The organism is Caballeronia sp. LP006, assembly GCF_031450995.1.
Lineage (GTDB): Bacteria > Pseudomonadota > Gammaproteobacteria > Burkholderiales > Burkholderiaceae > Caballeronia.
Window position 1 is genome coordinate 530,282 of sequence record NZ_JARTVW010000005.1, and the last position, 17,955, is coordinate 548,236.

18 protein-coding genes are annotated in these 17,955 nt (G+C 61.1%); 5 read left to right on the forward strand and 13 right to left on the reverse strand.

Features of this window, described 5'->3' with window-relative positions:
• Positions 1-83: 83 nt before the first annotated feature.
• Positions 84-1,103: a bile acid:sodium symporter family protein gene (locus P9250_RS19170; RefSeq protein ID WP_310394601.1), complete on the reverse strand. Its 1,020-nt coding sequence runs from the start codon at positions 1,101-1,103 to the stop codon at positions 84-86.
• 477 nt (positions 1,104-1,580) lie between these two features.
• Between P9250_RS19170 and P9250_RS19175 the strand changes: the two genes are divergently transcribed.
• Together P9250_RS19175 and P9250_RS19180 are read left to right on the forward strand one after the other, a co-directional pair.
• Positions 1,581-1,979 carry a hypothetical protein gene (locus tag P9250_RS19175; protein WP_244826772.1) on the forward strand — a complete coding sequence of 133 codons (399 nt, stop codon included), beginning with the start codon at positions 1,581-1,583 and terminating at the stop codon, positions 1,977-1,979.
• Positions 1,980-2,491: 512 nt separating this feature from the next.
• Positions 2,492-3,586 (forward strand): porin, encoded by a 1,095-nt coding sequence (locus P9250_RS19180; RefSeq protein ID WP_244826773.1) that lies wholly within the window; start codon positions 2,492-2,494, stop codon positions 3,584-3,586.
• Between the two features lie 83 nt (positions 3,587-3,669).
• Here the strand turns inward: P9250_RS19180 and P9250_RS19185 are convergent, their stop codons facing one another.
• Positions 3,670-4,632, reverse strand: coding sequence for a nitronate monooxygenase family protein (locus P9250_RS19185; RefSeq protein ID WP_310394604.1), 963 nt, complete (start codon positions 4,630-4,632; stop codon positions 3,670-3,672).
• 226 nt (positions 4,633-4,858) lie between these two features.
• Here P9250_RS19185 and P9250_RS19190 point away from each other — a divergent pair, with 226 nt between their 5' ends.
• Positions 4,859-5,749: an alpha/beta hydrolase gene (locus P9250_RS19190; RefSeq protein WP_309841106.1), complete on the forward strand. Its 891-nt coding sequence runs from the start codon at positions 4,859-4,861 to the stop codon at positions 5,747-5,749.
• A 31-nt stretch (positions 5,750-5,780) separates the two neighbouring features.
• On the opposite strand, the gene P9250_RS19195 is transcribed toward P9250_RS19190, so the two are convergent.
• The 7 genes from P9250_RS19195 to P9250_RS19225 all read right to left on the reverse strand — a co-directional run bounded on the left by P9250_RS19195 (position 5,781) and on the right by P9250_RS19225 (position 11,656).
• On the reverse strand, positions 5,781-6,353 hold the full coding sequence (locus tag P9250_RS19195; RefSeq protein WP_310394606.1) for a hypothetical protein: 573 nt from the start codon (positions 6,351-6,353) through the stop codon (positions 5,781-5,783).
• A 412-nt stretch (positions 6,354-6,765) separates the two neighbouring features.
• Complete coding sequence (locus P9250_RS19200; protein ID WP_310394608.1) at positions 6,766-7,248, reverse strand: hypothetical protein; 483 nt, start codon at positions 7,246-7,248, stop codon at positions 6,766-6,768.
• Between the two features lie 453 nt (positions 7,249-7,701).
• On the reverse strand, positions 7,702-8,613 hold the full coding sequence (locus tag P9250_RS19205) for an MBL fold metallo-hydrolase (protein ID WP_310394611.1): 912 nt from the start codon (positions 8,611-8,613) through the stop codon (positions 7,702-7,704).
• On the reverse strand, positions 8,610-9,164 hold the full coding sequence (locus tag P9250_RS19210; protein ID WP_310396809.1) for a MaoC family dehydratase N-terminal domain-containing protein: 555 nt from the start codon (positions 9,162-9,164) through the stop codon (positions 8,610-8,612). Before P9250_RS19210 ends, P9250_RS19205 begins: the two co-directional genes overlap by 4 nt.
• A 38-nt stretch (positions 9,165-9,202) precedes the next feature.
• Positions 9,203-9,706: a YbaK/EbsC family protein gene (locus P9250_RS19215; protein ID WP_310394613.1), complete on the reverse strand. Its 504-nt coding sequence runs from the start codon at positions 9,704-9,706 to the stop codon at positions 9,203-9,205.
• A 30-nt stretch (positions 9,707-9,736) separates the two neighbouring features.
• Positions 9,737-10,660 carry a hydroxymethylglutaryl-CoA lyase gene (locus tag P9250_RS19220; RefSeq protein ID WP_250491668.1) on the reverse strand — a complete coding sequence of 308 codons (924 nt, stop codon included), beginning with the start codon at positions 10,658-10,660 and terminating at the stop codon, positions 9,737-9,739.
• Between the two features lie 54 nt (positions 10,661-10,714).
• Positions 10,715-11,656, reverse strand: coding sequence for a glyoxylate/hydroxypyruvate reductase A (locus tag P9250_RS19225; protein ID WP_310394615.1), 942 nt, complete (start codon positions 11,654-11,656; stop codon positions 10,715-10,717).
• Between the two features lie 150 nt (positions 11,657-11,806).
• Between P9250_RS19225 and P9250_RS19230 the strand changes: the two genes are divergently transcribed.
• Both P9250_RS19230 and P9250_RS19235 read left to right on the forward strand, forming a co-directional pair.
• Positions 11,807-12,406, forward strand: a complete 600-nt coding sequence (locus tag P9250_RS19230) for an alpha/beta hydrolase (RefSeq protein ID WP_244826782.1) — start codon at positions 11,807-11,809, stop codon at positions 12,404-12,406.
• 110 nt (positions 12,407-12,516) lie between these two features.
• Positions 12,517-13,494 (forward strand): sulfate ABC transporter substrate-binding protein, encoded by a 978-nt coding sequence (locus P9250_RS19235; protein ID WP_250491775.1) that lies wholly within the window; start codon positions 12,517-12,519, stop codon positions 13,492-13,494.
• 46 nt (positions 13,495-13,540) lie between these two features.
• Here the strand turns inward: P9250_RS19235 and bioB are convergent, their stop codons facing one another.
• From bioB to P9250_RS19255, 4 genes are read right to left on the reverse strand one after another with little or no spacing between them, the layout of a single operon-like run.
• Positions 13,541-14,590 (reverse strand): biotin synthase BioB, encoded by a 1,050-nt coding sequence (gene bioB, locus P9250_RS19240; RefSeq protein WP_244826783.1) that lies wholly within the window; start codon positions 14,588-14,590, stop codon positions 13,541-13,543.
• Positions 14,591-14,594: 4 nt separating this feature from the next.
• On the reverse strand, positions 14,595-15,296 hold the full coding sequence (bioD, locus tag P9250_RS19245) for a dethiobiotin synthase (protein ID WP_310394618.1): 702 nt from the start codon (positions 15,294-15,296) through the stop codon (positions 14,595-14,597).
• A complete protein-coding gene (gene bioF, locus P9250_RS19250; RefSeq protein WP_310394620.1) occupies positions 15,293-16,498 on the reverse strand; it encodes an 8-amino-7-oxononanoate synthase in 1,206 nt (401 codons plus the stop codon). Before bioF ends, bioD begins: the two co-directional genes overlap by 4 nt.
• Complete coding sequence (locus P9250_RS19255; RefSeq protein WP_310394622.1) at positions 16,495-17,808, reverse strand: adenosylmethionine--8-amino-7-oxononanoate transaminase; 1,314 nt, start codon at positions 17,806-17,808, stop codon at positions 16,495-16,497. The genes bioF and P9250_RS19255 overlap by 4 nt, the downstream gene beginning before the upstream one ends.
• Positions 17,809-17,955: the final 147 nt, after the last annotated feature.

Below are 17,955 nucleotides of genomic sequence, written 5' to 3' on the forward strand. Positions count from 1 at the left end.
CGAGTCGACGGTATCGATCAGACGGGTTCAAATGCACAAAGGCCGCACGAGGCGGCCTTTGTCGGGAAACGATGATGGATGTGTCAGCGCCGCGCGGTTGCGGCGATGTTCTTGCCTTCGCGCGGGGGTTCAGCCGCGGTCTTGCGCGCGCCCCAACGTTGCGCCAGGACCGCGCACACCATTAACTGAATTTGATGGAACAGCATCAACGGGAGCACGACGGCGCCAACCGTATGGGACGCGAAAATCACCTTCGCCATTGGAATGCCGGAAGCAAGGCTCTTCTTCGAACCGCAGAAGATGATGGTGATCTGATCGGCGCGGCTGAAACCGAGACGCCGCGCGGTGAAGGCCGTTACCAGGAGCGCGACGGTGAGCAGCAGCACGTTGACGACGAGAAGGCCCAAAAGCGTGGAAGCGGAAATCGAATGCCAAATGCCTTCGTTCACGGCTTCGCTGAACGCGACATAGACCACGAGCAAAATCGAGCCTTGATCGACGAACTTGAGCACCGCCTTGCGCCGGTCGATCCACTTGCCGATAGCCGGGCGTAGCAACTGTCCCGCCACGAACGGCACGAGCAATTGCATGACGATGCTGCCAACCGTATGCCACGGCGAACCCGTTGTCGCGCCATTGCTCGTCACGAGCAAGCCGACGAGCGCAGGCGTGATGAAGATGCCAAGCAGGCTGGACGCCGACGCGCTGCACACCGCCGCAGGCACGTTGCCTTTTGCCATCGATGTGAATGCGATCGACGACTGCACCGTGGAGGGCAATGTGCACAGGAACAGAATGCCGGTGTAAAGGGCAGGCGTGACGAGCGGCATGAGCAACGGCTTGAGCGCGAAGCCAAGCAACGGGAACAGCACGAAAGTGCTCAACAGAACGAGCAGATGCAGCCGCCAGTGTGTTGCGCCAGCGACGATCGCCTCGCGGGAAAGCTTTGCGCCATGCAGAAAGAACAGCAGCCCGATAGCAATGTTGGTGATCCAGTTGAACGCCGTGGCCACGTTGCCGCGACAAGGCAAAAAGCTCGCGAGGATGACCGTGCTGACGAGCGCCAGCGTGAAGTTATCGGGAAGAAGTTTGGGCCGCGCCATCGGTTGATTCTCGCACTCGTGCTTACGGGCCGAAGTATTCGGGTACCGCGCGCGTCAAGTCAGTAAAAACCATGATTTTCGCTCGTAGGCGATTGAAAAGGCAAATTCATTTACAGGATTGATTGATTACCACCGCGCATGAGCGCGCTTGTTTTCCTTCGATGCAGCAGCATCAACCGGGCCGCCAGACCGGTCACTTCGACAGTGCGCAAATCCTCCGTGAGCGACTTTTTTCATCGGACGATTTGTCTTTCAAATCAGCGGGATGCAGCGGAAAAACTCCGACGTAACATGGTGTTACAACCATGAATCGGGCCTAACACTTTTTGGCTCGACGGCCGACGCCGGGCGAAATAAATTGTGGAACATGCCGGTCGACGAGTGCGCGCGAGATCTCCTCGCCGTCGCCATTGGTCCGACTTTGACCGGTTGTCCGTTGGGCGTCGACTTCTCTTTTTGCGTCGCTAACGGGCAGGAATGGTGTCGGACACTGGCTGTTTTCTCGACATGGCGCTCATCGGCATACGCACAACGACTCGCTTCCTTGCAGCCACCGCGATCTCTTCGCTGGCGGTCGCGGGTTCGCTCGCGCTTGCCGGTCCGCGTGTCGAATGGCTGTCGTCGGCGGTGTTTCAAGATTCCGCGAGCAGCCGTCAGTCGCTGCACCATACGCCGGTTGCCGCCAAGGACGGTCTCACGCCAGTGAGCGCCGAAGTGCGGCCCGTGCCGCGCGCCGAACAGGCGGCGTCGCTCAGAGGCGCGGGTTCCATTCGCGCGGACATCGCCCGCTATAACGAAGAGCGCAGCCTGCCACGTCAACCCGGCCGCCCGGTTGATGACGGCCGCACCTCCGGCAACGCCAATTTCCGCAACTGAGCTTCATCTGCTGCGACGTCTTGTTGCAATTCCGCAATGCTTGCGCGTTAACTTCGTGGTTAACTAAAAATTAATTGCGCGTCTAGTTGCGCCGTGACGGTGACGCAATCACGCCACAGTTGTTCATTCGTGACCGCATAAACATTCCTCTCTTTTCGCGCTGCACGGACAATGCGCCCTGCGCGGGATTTCGCAATCCAAAGCAGTTTCGATTTCCCTTTCATCGCCTTCAAAGGCGCGCCGTTGCTCGGCTTCCTATAAAGACCGCTCGGAACGATTCGGCTTTGACGCGAGAAGCGACGCGCATCGAAGCGTGAAAAGGCGCGCCTGCCTATTCAAACCGTGATACCCGCAATAACCAAAAACATTTTTGACCGGAAAAATGGTCCGTAAAGATGGTGCCGCTCCACTAGCGACACCGCTCTCGCCGAAATCATTAGCCGACAGAAGAGGCGAGTGCACCGTTCCTCGCCCGCCAAGCATTCAATTTTTGACAAACGACAGGAGAGTTCATGAAGCCAACCGTCAACCGTGCGATGAAGACCACGGTCAAGGCCACCGTAGTCGCCGCCATGTTCGGCTTTCTCGCCGCGGGCGCGGCGCAGGCGCAATCGAGCGTCTCGCTTTACGGTCAGGTCGACGAATGGGTCGGCGCACAAAAGTTTCCCGGCGGCGATCGCGCCTGGAATGTGAGCGGCGGCGGTATGTCCACGTCGTACTGGGGCTTAAAGGGCGCTGAAGATCTGGGCAACGGCTACAAGGCGATCTTCACCCTGGAAAGCTTCTTCCGCGCGCAGAACGGCCAATACGGCCGCTTCCAGGGCGACACGTTCTTTGCACGTAACTCGTATGTCGGTATTCAAGGGCCAATCGGTACGTTCACCGCTGGCCGCCTGACGACGCAGTTGTTCGTTTCGACGATTCTGTTCAACCCGTTCGTCGACTCGTATGTCTTCTCGCCGATGGTCTATCACGTGTTCCTCGGTCAGGGCACGTTCCCGACCTACACGACGGATCAGGGCGTGACGGGCGATTCGGGCTGGAACAACTCGTTGCAGTACACGACGCCCGACTTCAACGGCTTGTCTGGCAGCGCGATGTACAGCTTCGGCAACAACGCGGGCGATGGCCGCTCGAAGAAGTACAGCGCGCAGTTCCTGTACTTCCACGGCCCGTTCGCCGCGACCGGCGTTTATCAATATGTGAACTTCAACAACACGCCGGGCGATCTGGTCACCTCGAACGCCTTCGCCATTCCCGGCTACAAGAGCCAGAGCGTTGCCCAGTTGGGTGCGTCGTACGACTTGAAGTACGTGAAGTTCTTCGCCCAGTACATGTACACGAAGAACGACATCGACCCCGGCACGTTCCACGTGAACACGGGGCAGGGCGGTGTGACGGTGCCGCTCGGCCCGGGCCTGGTAATGGCGTCCTATGCGTATTCGCGCAGCAACGGCGGTCTGGACCAGACGCATAAGAGCTGGGCCGTAGGCTACGACTACCCGCTGTCGAAGCGCACTGACGTCTATGCCGCGTACCTGAACGACAAGTACACGAGCATGTCTTCGGGCGATACCTTCGGCGTCGGCATCCGCGCCAAGTTCTGAGTCTTGCGGCAGCAAACGAAAAGCGCGTTCCGGATCATCACCGGAACGCGCTTTTTTTCATCTGAATCTCTGCGACGAGCGTTTCAGCCGATCCGCAAACGCGACTTCGCCTCGTCGTATTCCTGACGCAAGCGCGCGACCAGTTGCGCGACGCTCGGTACATCGTCCATCAGGCCTACGCCCTGGCCCGCGCCCCAGATGTCCTTCCACGCTTTCGCCTTGGCCGCGCTGTCACCGAAATTCATCGCGGTCTTGTCGGACTGCGGCAGCGCTTCGGGATCGAGTCCCGCATTCACGATACTCTGGCGAATGTAGTTGCCATGCACGCCGGTGAAGAGGTTCGTATAGATGATGTCGGCGGCGTTGGCATCGACGATAGCCTGCTTGTAGCTGTCGAGCGCGTGCGCCTCGCGCGTCGCGATGAAGCGCGTGCCCATGTAAGCGAGGTCCGCGCCCATGGCCTGCGCGGCGAGAATCGAGCCGCCGTTGGCAATGGAGCCTGACAGCACGATGGGGCCGTCGAACATGCGCCGCACTTCGCCGACGAGCGCGAACGGCGAGATCGTGCCGGCGTGGCCGCCCGCGCCCGCCGCCACGAGAATCAGCCCGTCGACGCCCGCTTCGAGCGCCTTTTGCGCGTGCCGCAAGTTGATCACGTCATGCAGCACGATCCCGCCGTACGAATGCACCGCATCGATCATTTCCTTTACCGGTGCGCGCAGGCTCGTGATGAAGATCGGCACCTTGTGCTCGACGCACACGCGCACATCCTGTTCGAGCCGCGCGTTCGACTGGTGGATGATCTGATTCACCGCGATCGGCCCGATGACCGCATTCGGGTTCGCGGCCTTGTGTTCGGCGAGCGATGCCTGAATCTGCGTGAGCCATTCGTCGAGCAATTCGGCGGGACGCGCGTTGAGCGCCGGAAACGAACCGACGATGCCCGCCTTGCATTGCGCAAGCACGAGTTCGGGATAGCTGACGATGAACATCGGCGAGCCGACGACCGGCAATGCAAGGTTCTGCAGTACGGCGGGAAGTGCCATGGCGCGAGTCTCCGGGATGTCGTACTTATTTTACGGTTGGGGCGTCGTCTTCGAGCGGCTAAATTGAGACGCACGATCGTTCGATTATAGGCACAGGCGCCGCAGCCCTGTCATCCTCCGATTCCCGAGGAAATCCTCGGTTTCACCGTTTGTGTGCACGTTGCTCATCGAGCATTCGGAATGCCGCGCCTACAATGGACCGCTACGCCACGAACAAGAAAACACCATGTCTTTCAGAGGCTACGAGCCGTTTCGCGTGAATGCGGCGGGCGTCGAGATTGCCGGCGAGAAGGGCGGAGACGGCCCGCCGCTTTTGCTTTTGCATGGTTATCCGCAAACGCACGAGATCTGGCATTCATGCGCCGATGAACTCGCGCGGCACTTCACCGTGATCGCCACCGACTTGCGCGGCTATGGCGCATCGGCCAAGCCGCCGAGCGACGAACGCCACGCGCCTTACTCCAAACGCGCCATGGCCGCCGATCAGGTCGCGGTCATGCGTCACTTCGGCTTCGAACGTTTTCTCGTGTGCGCGCACGATCGCGGAGCGCGCGTCGCGCATCGGATGGCGATCGATTTTCCCGATGCCGTCGATCGCCTGATGCTGCTCGATATCGTGCCGACGCTTGCGATGTTCGAAGCCACTGACCGCGCGTTGTTAAGCGCCAACTTCCACTGGTTCCTGATGAACCAGCCATCGCCCTTTCCGGAAAAGATGATCGGCGCCGATACGACCGGGTTCATCGAACACTTGATGGGCCGTGGCCGTGCGGGTCTTGCGCCGTTCGCGCCGCACGCGCTGCAGGCATATCGCGATGCACTGGCCGCGCCCGATGCGGTGTTTGCGACATGCGAGGACTATCGCGCGTCGGCGGGCATCGACCTCGAACACGACCGGGACGACACCGAGCGCGGCGTGAAGATAGCGTGCCCCGTGCGCGTGCTATGGGGCGAGCAAGGCGGGCTAGAGCGCGCGTTCGATGTGCTTGGTCAATGGCGGCGCGTCGCGCGCGACGTAAGCGGCCGCGCGCTCGATTGCGGCCATTACGTGCCAGAGGAAGTGCCGCAGGAGTTACTCGTGGAAATGCGTGCGTTCTTCGAAGCAGAGTTCTGCTGACAAAGAGCCGATGATCTCAGACGCGGCGGCCTTACGCATGGGTCGAAAGTGCTTGGTTGGCTTCGGCCCGGACTTGTTCTATATCGGACGCCGCCAGCCAGTGGCAATAACCACCCAGCGTGGACCTATCGATGTCCTGCAGCGCAATGTGATCGTATGCGCCTTCGCGATACTTCAATTTCGACCAGTACTCTTCTGTTTGCCACGCATGAATATGCAGGACATCGCTGCCATGCGTAAGCGACGCGTAGGGGAAATGGTCGAGAAGTCCTATGGAGCAACGCTGCGGATACGTGCGGCGTAGCGCTAGTTCTCCTGCATACATGGTGATCACGTTTCTGCACCAGCCTGGCCACTCTCCACGGAAGTCTTTGAACTCCTCGTCGAGCAGGCGGATGCAACAGTCCATTTGAGCCGGCAGGAAGTCGCACACCATTGTCGATGGCCCCAGCACCGACGCACCGATATTGTGTAAGCCGGAATGAGGAAATCCCCACCGGGCACTGCATTCGTTAAGTTTCTGTCGGACCGACGCCTCATATGCGTAGGCTCCGAAACCAAAGCGAAGGCCGGCAGGATGAAACTTCGACAGCGCGGGCGTCACAAAGGTGTCGCAATCTGTTTTTCAGAATGTAATCGAACTGCCGACAAACGTCTAAAACGGCTTTATCGCAGAGATTGGCGACAGAATTGATGTATCCATAATCCGACCATTCGCTGTTTTTCTGAGAATAAGGAACGCTCGGAATAACGACTATATTACTGTCTCGCGGCAGTTTAAATGTTGCTTCCGGATGGCACGCGACAATTAACGTGCTTCGGTCAAACAAGCCTGTATGGATGATGCTCTTATAGAGCCAGCCAAATTCCTCGATGTTACTCGGAATATTGTCTACATACACCAGTATGCCGATATCTTTTCGTGCTTGATTCAAGAAAGACCTTTAACGATACATTTATTCAGTGCCAGCGGCGAAGTAGGCCTGCGCTTGCCGGCACTTGGCACTTCTGCTCGCTTAGATCACGGGAAAGATAAATAGCGTAGTGCCAGACTGCAGGGAGACGTTTGTCGAAGTGTAGATTGCAAAATCGGTCCAGGTAGTCAACTGAAGCATGCCGCTGAAAGGAATAATAACATTGCCGGCCTTGCCCCCATGATCGGTGGCTACCTTGAAATAGTAGGGGTCGTCGTAGAATGCATCCTTGCCGCTTGCGGCCAGGTTCGGCTCGCTTCTGTTGATCGAGACTTGCGCCAAGTTCGCGTCCGCCACCGACACGACCATTTGCCCCGCGACAGCGTACATGCCATTTGGCAGGCTCAATGAACCATCGGGATTAACATGGCTTACCTGGTCATAAGGCAAACCGAAATGCAGGAAATTCCATCTTTTCGCGTTCGAAATCTGCGTGGTAGGTAGAAGCTCGGAGTCTCTCAAACGAATACTGAGATAACGCCCCTGAGCTGTTGTCGTCTGTGCCTGGCTTGCCGTGGATGTCATTAACCCCGCTAGTAACGGGACCGCTACAGTGGATGCGGATACGATTTTTCTACGATTAATATCCATTATGATTTGTATTGAGTTGTAAAAATGGAGGCTTAAAATTACTTAAATTCAAGTAATCTCGGGCGTTTTAATCGTAGCGGAAGCAATTGCCTGCATCAATGCCGATTTTTCTTATTACTTGAGCAAAGTCATGCCTGTTTTGTCCTTGAGCTTACGGCTTTATGCATCGCTTTGCCGCACATGCAAATCGCATTAAACGGCATTAAAATGAGTGTCGATAGCGCGAACATGGTTGCCTTTAGTGTGCGCTTGTCGTCAACTTACTGTAGGGAAAGCACCGATGCACGTGATATAGCGGCGGGTTACGATGACGTCGACGTTGATCACGTCCATACTATTCCGCCGCTTGCCGTAGCTGACAAGCGGCTTTCTTTTTGCGCGCGGAGTTCATACCGCCGAGAGCATGTCGCCTTCCACGTTGAGCGATCCGCCGCGCGCCAATTCCCCGACGATCTTCTCCAGCAACGCGCGATGCTGCGCGGGCGCGGCAAGCGCGTTCGCGGCGGCGCGCATGGCGCGGGCAGATGCGGTCATCGCGAGCAAGGTGTCGAAGGGCATCGAACGCACGTCCATCAACTTGAAGACGATCAGCACTTTCAGCGCGTTCTTTGCGTTGCGGGCAGGGTCGGCACGCAGATAGTCGAGCCGCGACGCGGCCACGTCGAGTGCGCGCGCGACATCGGTGAAAGGCGCGCCGTGGCCCGGAACGACGACATCGACATCGAGTTGCGCGATGAGATCGAGCACCGCGCGTTCTTCCGCAAAACCACTTTCGCCTTCGAGTTCCGGAAAAATCACGCCAAAGCCGTTTTCCCACAACGCGTCCGCGCTGATGAGGATGCGCGCCTCGGCGCAATACAGCATGAGCGAGTGCGGATCGTGGCCCGGCGCGCCCAGCACGGACCATTCAAAGCCGCCGAGCATGAGCGTGGCGCCATTCTCGACCGTGCCGTCGAACGTGAACCGGTCACAACGCTGCGCCGTGGCGTGAAACGTCAGTGCCTCTTCGTCCCAGACACGCACCGCGTGCGCTTCACTTTGCGGGATCAGCGTATTGCACGCGTAGGTGCGTTGCAGCAGTGCGTTGCCGCCGCAGTGATCCGAATGCAAGTGCGTGTTGACGATCAGATCGAGCTTGCGCGCGCCGAGCGCGTGCTGCACGAGCGCCAGCGTTTGCGGCGCGTGCGAGACGTAGCCCGTGTCGATCAACGCCGTGCCCTCATCGCTCGCGAAGAGCACGTTGTTCGACGACAACCAGCCGCGCTCGAACACCGTCATGGAAGCGGGCAGCGCGATCACGCTTGCTCCTTCGGCATGACGACGATAGTCGCCGTCGCCTCGATCACCGTCTCGCCAAGCTGATTCACCGCGCGGCCCGCGAGCTTCACCAGGTCGCCGCGAAGGCTCGTCTTCCACTTTGCATCGAGCACTTGCCAGCGCATGGCGAGCACGTCGTCGGCCTTCACCGCGCGCGTGAGCTTGATGCCGAACTCCAGTCCAAGCGGTTGCGCGTAAGTCGAGAAGTGTTCGGCGATCATCGCCATGAGATGCGCGGTCGGTTGCGTGCCCGACGCGATCAGCGAGCCGAATCGGCTGGCGCGCGCATACGCTTCGTCGTGATGCAGCGGGTTGGTGTCGTTGACGAGCGTGGCGAAGTGGCGAATGGAATCCGCCGGCAAGGCAAGCGTCGCTTCGAACGATTCGCCGATACGCACCACGCGCGCGCCGCGACGACGGCTTTCGCCACGCGCGAGCACGTTGCGTTTCGCGTCATCGTCAATGGATGACCACGCCACAATTTCGTCGATGGTGCGCAGGCAGCCGTCGCAAAAGCCCGTCTCCGGATTCATGCGACAGACGTCCACGCACGGCGACGCGACTTCGCCTTTCATGATGCGCGCAAGGCGACATCGACGACCGGCGCGCCCGTCAGCGACACGAGTTCCTGCGGCGTCAGATTGAACACCGCGTGCGGATGACCCGCCGCGGCCCACAGGCTTTCGAGCGTGAGCAAGTCTTCGTCGATGAGCGTCACGGGCTCGATCGCATGACCGATCGGACATACGCCGCCAATGGCATAGCCGGTTTTCTCGCGCACGAACTTCGCATCCGCGCGCGCCAGTTGGCCGACGCGCGCCGCGACCTTCGCTTCGTCCACGCGATTCGCGCCGCTTGCGATCACGAGCACGGGCGCGTCGTCGTCGCGGCGCCGGAAGAGAATGGACTTGGCGATCTGCGCCACGGAACAGTTCAATCCCGCCGCCGCTTCCGCCGATGTCTTGCCGGTTTCCGGCAGCATCACGACGGGCCGCGCGTGACCGCGTTCCTGCAACAGAAGCGCGACGCGGCGCGCGGAATCGGGAAGGTCATCGAAATTCTGTACTTCGGTCATTGCTTTCCTTTCCATCGAACGATCAACGGGTCAGACGCAGGCGGCAACGGCGTCGCGCTGCTTGGCGAGCAGCGCCTTGCCCGCACGCGACGAACTCGGCTTGCCGATGGCGCGCGAAATGAAGTCGCCTGTCTCGACCAGTCGATCCAGGTCGATGCCCGTCTGGATGCCGAGTCCATTCATCAGATACACGACGTCTTCGGTCGCGACGTTGCCCGTCGCGCCCTTGGCATACGGACAGCCGCCGAGCCCCGCAACCGACGCATGAAATATCTCGATGCCTTCGAGCAGCGCCGCATAAATGTTGCCGATGGCCTGCCCATAAGTATCGTGGAAATGTCCTGACAGGCGTTCGCGCGGAAACGCTTTCGACGCCGCCGCCAGCACTTCGCGCGTGCGCTTGGGCGTGCCGACGCCGATCGTATCCGCGATATCGATTTCGTCGCAGCCAAGCGCCTTCATGCGCTCGACGACATCCACCACCGACGCCACGCTCACCTCGCCCTGATACGGACAGCCGAGCGCGCACGAGATGCTGCCGCGCAGACGCAAGCCTGCGTCCTTCGCGGCTTTCGCGACCGGCTCGAAGCGCGCGATGCTTTCCGCGATGCTGCAATTGATATTCTTTTGCGAGAACGCCTCGCTCGCCGCGCCGAAGATGACGATCTCGTCGGCCTTTGCTTCGAGCGCGCCCTCGAAGCCGCGCAAATTCGGCGTGAGCACGGAGTAAATGGTGCCCGCGCGACGCTCGATGCCCGCCATCAACGCGCTGGCATCCGCCATTTGCGGCACCCATTTCGGCGAGACGAACGAAGTCGATTCCACATTGACGATGCCCGCACGCGCGAGCCGGTTCACGAGCTCGATCTTGGTTTCCGTGGCGACGAATTCCTTCTCGTTCTGCAAGCCGTCGCGCGGCCCGACTTCGACGATTTTTACTTGAGTGGGGATCATGCCTGTCTCCTGTTCCGTGACTTACTGACTTACTGACGTCCCGATGCCCCGCATTCAATACCCTCGCGAGAAATCCACGATACCGCCAATGGTTTCCCCGCGCGACAGCGCCTTGATCTTCGCCGCGATCTGCACGATGCTCTCCTCGCGCAACGTCTCCGCCGAGATATGCGGCGTGACCGACACGCGCGGATGCTTCCAGAACGGATGCTCCTTGGCCAACGGCTCGACATGAAACACATCGAGCGTCGCGGCGGCGAGCTGGCCGCTATCGAGGGCGGCGAGAAGGTCGTCATCGACGAGATGCGGACCGCGCGCCACGTTCACGAGATAAGCACCGCGCGCGAGCTTCGCGAAAGTGCGCGCGTTGAGAATGCCTTCGGTGTCCGGTGTATGCGGCAGCAAGTTGACGAGCACGTGCACGCCATCCAGAAACGCATCGAAGCGCTCGGGACCCGCATAAACCTCGACACCTTCTATTGTCTTCGCCGTGCGGCTGTAGCCTCGCACCGGCACGCCGAGCTTGAGAAGCCCGCGCGCCACTTCACCACCGAGAACGCCGAGACCCAGCACACCCACCGTGAACGATGCGCGCGCATGCTGCGTAAGTTTCCGCCAGCGTCCCTCCCTTTGCAGCGCTTCGTATTCGTCGAAGCGGCGCAGGTAGCGCAGAACGGCATACGTCGAATACTCGACCATTTGTTGCGCCATGCCGGTGTCTTCCAGACGCACGAGCGTGGCGTTCGGCGGCAACGTGCCGGGTTCCTTGCGCTCGACATCGAGGATTGCATCGACGCCCGCGCCGAGATTGAAGATGGCCTTCAATTCCGGCCGGTTCGCGAAGAGTTCGCGCGGCGCGCGCCAGACGATGGCGTAATCGGCGGGCGCGGTGTCGCCAGGCTGCCAGATGCGCAGATCGGCGTCCGGCAGTTCGCGGCGCAAACCGCCGAGCCATGCGTCGGTGTCCGCGTGCTCTTCGTAGAAGATGATTTTCAACGTCCGCCTCCGTCGTTCGATCCACCCATTCTAAAGGGTGCAAAAGCGTGCGGCTGCATCCGCGAGCATATCGACATGACGATTGATTCGTTCGTCCTTGCCGCGCGCCACGCGAAAATGCAAGGTGAACAATGTCAGCGAGAACCGCACATGACGACCAGCAATCGAACACCGCGCCCCGCGCTGCTGACGGTGCCCGGCTTGCACGGCAGCGAGGGCGCGCACTGGCAAAGCTGGCTCGAGCATCAGTATGCCGATACATCGCGTGTCGAACAGGCAGACTGGGACGCACCGCATCTCGACATCTGGGCGAACGCGGTGCTCGCGCAACTCGCGACCATTCGCCGTCCTGTCGTGCTCGCCGCGCATAGCTTCGGCTGTCTCGCGACTGCGCACGCGCTCGCGCAGAATCGAACCGATGCCGAAGTCGTCGGCGTATTGTTCGTCGCGCCCGCGAGCCCGGAGAAGTTCCGTTTCGCCGGTCACTTCGAACCGACGCGTCTTGCCGTGCCTTCCATTCTCGTCGGCAGCGAAACCGATCCGTGGATGCCGCTCGACCACGCGCGCGATCTTGCAGCACGGCTTTCGAGCGCGTTCGTGAATCTCGGCGATGCCGGTCATATCAACACGGCGGCGGGTTTCGGTCCGTGGCCGCGCGCGAAATATTTCATCGACACGCTGGCTCAATATGCTTACCCTGCTGAAAGTTTCGCGGGCGAAGTCTCCTTGCACGAGCACGCGTATGGCTGATGCGCCCGGTTTCATCGACGAACATGAACCATCCGGCCGCCATCGCGCGGCCTTTCTTTTGCAATCGCATTCTTGAGGACGATATGGCGGGATACAGTAAGCGCGTGCTGATGGCAGCCGCGGCGCTCTATATGACGGCGGGCATCGCGCATGCCGATACTTCGTTGCTCAACGTCTCCTACGACGTGACGCGCGAACTGTACAAGGACATCGATACGGCGTTCATCGCCGACTACAAAAGCCGCGCGGGCGAAACGGTGACGGTGAAGCAGTCGCATGGGGCATCGAGCGCGCAGGCGCTGTCGGTGCTTCAGGGACTGCAAGCCGATGTCGTGACGATGAATCAGCCCAACGACATCGACCTGCTTGCCGAACGCGGTCAACTCGTTCCGGCCAACTGGCGCACGCGTCTTCCGAACGGCAGCGCGCCCTACACGACGACCATGGTGTTTCTCGTGCGAAAGGGCAATCCGAAGAACATCAAGGACTGGAGCGATCTCGCGCGGCCGGGCGTGCAAGTGATCATCGCGAATCCGAAGACTTCGGGTAATGGCCGCTACACGTATCTCGCGGCGTGGGGCTACAAGAAGCAGCAGGGCGCAACGGATGCGCAGGCGCTGGACTTCGAGAAAGCGATCCTCGCCAACGTGCCGACGCTCGACACCGGTGGGCGCGGTGCGACCACGACCTTCACGCAGCGCAATATCGGCGACGTGCTCGTGACTTTCGAGAACGAAGTCGGTCTGATCGAAGCAGGCGTCGGCGCGAAGGACTTCGATGCGGTGTATCCGTCATCGAGCCTGCTGGCGGAGCCGCCGGTTTCCATCGTCGACAAGGTGGTGGACAAGCGCGGCACGCGCAAGGAAGCGCAGGCATACGTGGACTTTCTTTACACGCCGCAAGCGCAGGAGATCATCGCGCAGCATCATTTGCGGCCGCGTAACGCGGAGGTGCTGGCCAAGCATGCAAGCGAGTTCAAGCCGCTCAAGACGTTCACGGTGGAGCAGATCTTCGGTAGCTGGCAGAAGGCGCAGCAAACCCATTTCGCCGATGGCGGGACTTTCGATCAGGTGGTCGAGAAGAAATAACCGAAAGGGCTCGCCACGCGCGAGCCCTTTTCTTTTTACTCTCCGCTCAGTTCGAGCAGCCGCGCTCTTCCGCGCTGACGTTCTGCGCCGATTCCGCGCGCATTCCCAGACGCTCGATCAGCTTGCGGTCCGCTTCGGCTTGCGGGTTGCTCGTCGTGAGCAACTGATCGCCGTAAAAGATCGAGTTCGCGCCCGCCGCGAAACAAAGCGCCTGCAACGCTTCATCCATCTGCTCGCGTCCGGCCGAAAGACGGACCATCGCCTTGGGCATGGTGATACGCGCCACCGCGATGGTGCGCACAAACTCGAAAGGATCGAGCGGCGCGGTGCCCGTGAGTGGCGTGCCGGCCACTTGCACGAGATTGTTGATCGGCACCGACTCCGGATACGGCTCCATGTTGGCGAGCTGCGAGATCAAACCGGCGCGTTCACGCCGCGATTCGCCCATGCCGACAATCCCGCCGCAGCACACGTTGATGCCCACATCGCGCACGCGTTCGAGCGTATCGAGCCGATCCTGATACGTGCGCGTCGAAATGATCTGGCCGTAGAACTCGGGCGACGTATCGAGATTGTGGTTGTAGTAATCGAGGCCGGCATCGCGCAAGCCTTCTGCCTGATGCGGCTCCAGCATCCCAAGCGTCACGCAGGTTTCCAGTCCCATTGCCTTGACGCCGCGGATCATGTCCTTGATCGGCTCAAGATGGCGATCCTTCGGATTGCGCCACGCCGCGCCCATGCAAAAGCGCGTCGCGCCGTTGGCCTTGGCGGCTTCGGCGGCCTTCAGCACTTCATCCACGGCCATTAGCTTGTCGGCTTGCAGGCCAGTGTCGTGATGCACGGACTGCGGACAGTACGCGCAATCTTCCTCGCAGCCGCCGGTCTTGATCGACAGAAGCGTGGAGAGCTGTACGGCGTTCGGATCGAAATGTTCGCGATGCACCGTTTGCGCGCGATACAGCAGGTCGTTGAACGGCAGGTCGTAAAGCGCGACGATATCGGCGACTTTCCAGCGCGCCTGCGCGGGCGTTTGCGTCGGCGCGGAGGTTTGCGCGGCAGTTTGCAACGATGCGTTGGCAGTGATGGTCTGCGTCATGAATTCAGTCCTTGAGTAAAAGCCGGTCGAGCAGAAGGCGCGTGTCGAGATGATCGGCGGCGCGCGCGGCGTCGGATGGCGCGAAATGCGGAATCACGCCGATGAGCGGTGCATCGAGCCGGTGTTGCAGCGAATGAATGTTTTCTTCCGGATAAAGCATGTGCGGATCGACGCGATTCGCCACCCAGCCCGCGATGCGCAAGCCGCGCGACGTGATCGCCTCGGCGGTCAGCAACGCATGGCTGATGCAGCCGAGCCGCATGCCGACCACGAGCACGACCGGCAGCTTCAGCGCGACGGCGAGATCGGCGGTGTCATGGGTATCGTCTAGCGGCACGCGAAAGCCGCCCACGCCTTCCACGACGACGATATCCGCATGATCGCACGCCACGCGATGCGCCTTTACGATGCGCCCGATATCCAGCGCAATGCCTTCACGCGCGGCGGCGATATGCGGCGCAATCGGCTCGCGCATCATGAACGGCGTGCGAATGGCGGGCGGGAGCGCGACGTTGGCGGCGGCATCGAGTTGATCGGCGTCTTCGTTATGCAGCACGCCGTTACGTTCGATTGCGCCGGACGCGATGGGTTTCATCGCGGCGGCGCGCAAGTTCGCGCGCGCGAAGCCATGCAACAGCGCGCACGAGACGAAGGTCTTGCCGATCTCCGTATCGGTGCCGGCGACGAATAGCGATAAAGCGGTCATGTCGTTTCTTTACTGAGCGTGCCAAGTGCTTCGTCGAGTCGGGCGAGGTCGTCGTCGCCATGCGCGGCCGATAACGAAATGCGCAAGCGCGATGTCCCCGCGGGCACGGTCGGCGGGCGGATCGCGGGAACCCAGAGGCCTCGTTTGTCGAGCGCGGCGGCGAGCGCGAGCGTCTCGTCGTTGCCGCCGATGACGAGCGGCTGCACCGCCGTCTTCGATTCGACCGGCAACCAGCGTGTGCGTTTCAAGATGCCGCGCATCGTTTCGATGAGCGATGCCAGATGCTTGCGTCGCGCATCGCCGTCTTCGCTGCCGATCAACCCGATGCTCGCGGATACGGCGTGCGCCACGGCAGGCGCCGACGCGGTCGTGAAGATATAAGGCCGCGCGCGCTGGATCAACCATTCGATGACCGTCTCGCTTGCCGCGACGAACGCGCCGGAAACGCCCGCCGCCTTGCCTAGCGTGCCGACATAGACGAGATGCGGCGAGCGCAGCGCGAATTGCGCGAGCGCGCCGCGACCTTGCGGACCGAGCACGCCGAAGCCGTGGGCATCGTCGACGACGAGCCACGCACCGTATTTCTCCGCGAGTTCCACGAGACTTTGCAACGGCGCGATATCGCCGTCCATGCTGAACACGGTATCTGTCACGATGAGCTTCGTCGTCGCGTCCGCTTGCGATGCATCGAGCATGGCGTCGAGCGCTTCCATGTCGGCGTGCGGATAAATTTGCACCTGCGCGCGCGAGAGCCTGACGCCATCGATCAGCGACGCATGATTCAGCGCGTCGGAGAACACCATCGTGCCGCGTCCGGCGAGCGTCGAGAGCACGGCGAGATTGGTCATGTAACCGGTGCTGAAGTAAAGCGCGCGCGGGTTGTCGACGAAGCCGCCCGAAAACGCGGCGAGATCGTCTTCGAGTTGCGCGTGGGCGCGCGAATGGCCGCCCAGCAGATGCGAGCCGCCGCTGCCCGCGCCATACAGCGACGCGCCTTCGGCAAGCGCTTCCCGCAGCGCTTCGTGGGCGGCGAGCCCGAGATAGTCGTTGCTCGCGAAGCCGATCATCGCGCGGCCATCGACGGTCATATGCGCCGAACACGCGCTGTCGATGGTTCTGCGACGGCGGCGCAAACCGCGCGCGTCGATATCGGCGAGTCCTTGCTGCAGCGTTTCGTAGAGCGCTTTCGATGTGTCGCTCATGCGGTGGCCTCGGCGGCGGCCAGCGTGGCATCGAGCGTTTCGCGCGTGCGCCTGGCGAGCAGCGCGAGTTCGTCGTCGGTGAGCACGTATGGCGGCATCAGATAAACCGTCTTGCCGATAGGACGCAGCAACAGTTCGCGCTGCAGCCCCAACTCGAAGAAGCGACGCGAGAACGCGCGATCTTCGGTGACGACATCGAACGCGAAGATCGTGCCGCGCTCGCGCAGATTGCGCACGCGTTCATGCTTCACGATCGGCTGCAAGGCCTCGCGCAAAAGCGCGGCTTTGCGGCGATTCTCCGCGAGCACGTTGGCGCTTTCGAACAGATCGAGCGTCGCGAGCGCGGCGCGGCATGCAAGCGGATTGCCCGTGTACGAATGCGAATGCAGAAAGCCGCGCGTAACGTCGTCATCGTAGAAAGCGGCGTAGATGTCATCGCGCGTGAGCACGATGGAAAGCGGCAGATAACCGCCGCTGATGCCCTTCGACAAGCACACGAAGTCCGGCCAGATGCCCGCTTGCTCGCACGCGAAGAAGGTGCCGGTGCGGCCGCAGCCGACCGCGATCTCATCGGCGATCAAATGCACGCCGTGTTCATCGCACAGGGCGCGCAAGCGGGTGAGATACGACGCGTCGTACATCGCCATGCCGGCCGCGCATTGCACGAGCGGCTCGACGATCACGGCGGCGAGATGCGCGGCGCGTTGTTCGAAGAGCGCGCGCATGGCGTCGATGGCTTGGTCTTCGCCACTCGCCGCCGGCGATGCGACCACATGCGCGTGACGGATCAGCGGATCGTATGCGTCCTTGAAGAGCGCGACATCGGTCACGCCGAGCGCGCCGATGGTTTCGCCGTGATAGCTGTTCGCCACGCACACGAACTCGCGCTTTTCACCTTGCCCACGGTTGCGCCAGAAGTGAAAGCTCATCTTCAACGCGATCTCGACGGCGGACGCGCCATCGGACGCAAAAAAAGCATGACCGAGCGTGTGCCGTGTGAGCGCGGACAGGCGTTCGGCCAGTTCGACGGCGGGCGCATGCGTGCAGCCCGCGAGCATCGCGTGTTCGAGCGTATCGAGCTGATCCTTGAGCGCGCGGTTGATCTCGGGATTCGCGTGGCCGAACAGATTGACCCACCACGAACTGATGGCGTCGAGATAGCGGTTGCCCGCCGGGTCGTAGAGCCACGCGCCCTTGCCGCGCGCGATGGGCACGAGCGGCATGCGCTCGTGGTGTTTCATCTGAGTGCACGGGTGCCACACCGCGGCGAGCGAGCGCGCGACCCAGTCCTGATTGTCTTCTGTGTTCAAAAACGGCTCCCAGGCGGCGCATGGCGCCAGCCGGATACATCGGGCAAGCCGCGAGGGCCTGCGCTATTCGAGGATTGCGCCTGACTTCGCGCGCTTCGATTATGGCGAAAATATCCGGAAGCTTCGCTTTTCGGCCGGGTCCTGGAT

Bases quoted from the DNA above. Each gene is read 5' to 3' on its own strand.
- P9250_RS19230 (WP_244826782.1), top strand. From the start codon at position 11,807: ATGACGACCAGCAATCGAACACCGCGCCCCGCGCTGCTGACGGTGCCC.
- P9250_RS19220 (WP_250491668.1), bottom strand. From the start codon at position 10,660: ATGATCCCCACTCAAGTAAAAATCGTCGAAGTCGGGCCGCGCGACGGC.
- P9250_RS19190 (WP_309841106.1), top strand. From the start codon at position 4,859: ATGTCTTTCAGAGGCTACGAGCCGTTTCGCGTGAATGCGGCGGGCGTC.
- bioF (WP_310394620.1), bottom strand. From the start codon at position 16,498: ATGAGCGACACATCGAAAGCGCTCTACGAAACGCTGCAGCAAGGACTC.
- P9250_RS19200 (WP_310394608.1), bottom strand. From the start codon at position 7,248: ATGACATCCACGGCAAGCCAGGCACAGACGACAACAGCTCAGGGGCGT.
- bioB (WP_244826783.1), bottom strand. From the start codon at position 14,590: ATGACGCAGACCATCACTGCCAACGCATCGTTGCAAACTGCCGCGCAA.
- bioD (WP_310394618.1), bottom strand. From the start codon at position 15,296: ATGACCGCTTTATCGCTATTCGTCGCCGGCACCGATACGGAGATCGGC.
- P9250_RS19215 (WP_310394613.1), bottom strand. From the start codon at position 9,706: ATGACCGAAGTACAGAATTTCGATGACCTTCCCGATTCCGCGCGCCGC.
- P9250_RS19210 (WP_310396809.1), bottom strand. From the start codon at position 9,164: ATGAATCCGGAGACGGGCTTTTGCGACGGCTGCCTGCGCACCATCGAC.
- P9250_RS19170 (WP_310394601.1), bottom strand. From the start codon at position 1,103: ATGGCGCGGCCCAAACTTCTTCCCGATAACTTCACGCTGGCGCTCGTC.
- P9250_RS19235 (WP_250491775.1), top strand. From the start codon at position 12,517: ATGGCAGCCGCGGCGCTCTATATGACGGCGGGCATCGCGCATGCCGAT.
- P9250_RS19185 (WP_310394604.1), bottom strand. From the start codon at position 4,632: ATGGCACTTCCCGCCGTACTGCAGAACCTTGCATTGCCGGTCGTCGGC.
- P9250_RS19180 (WP_244826773.1), top strand. From the start codon at position 2,492: ATGAAGCCAACCGTCAACCGTGCGATGAAGACCACGGTCAAGGCCACC.
- P9250_RS19175 (WP_244826772.1), top strand. From the start codon at position 1,581: ATGGTGTCGGACACTGGCTGTTTTCTCGACATGGCGCTCATCGGCATA.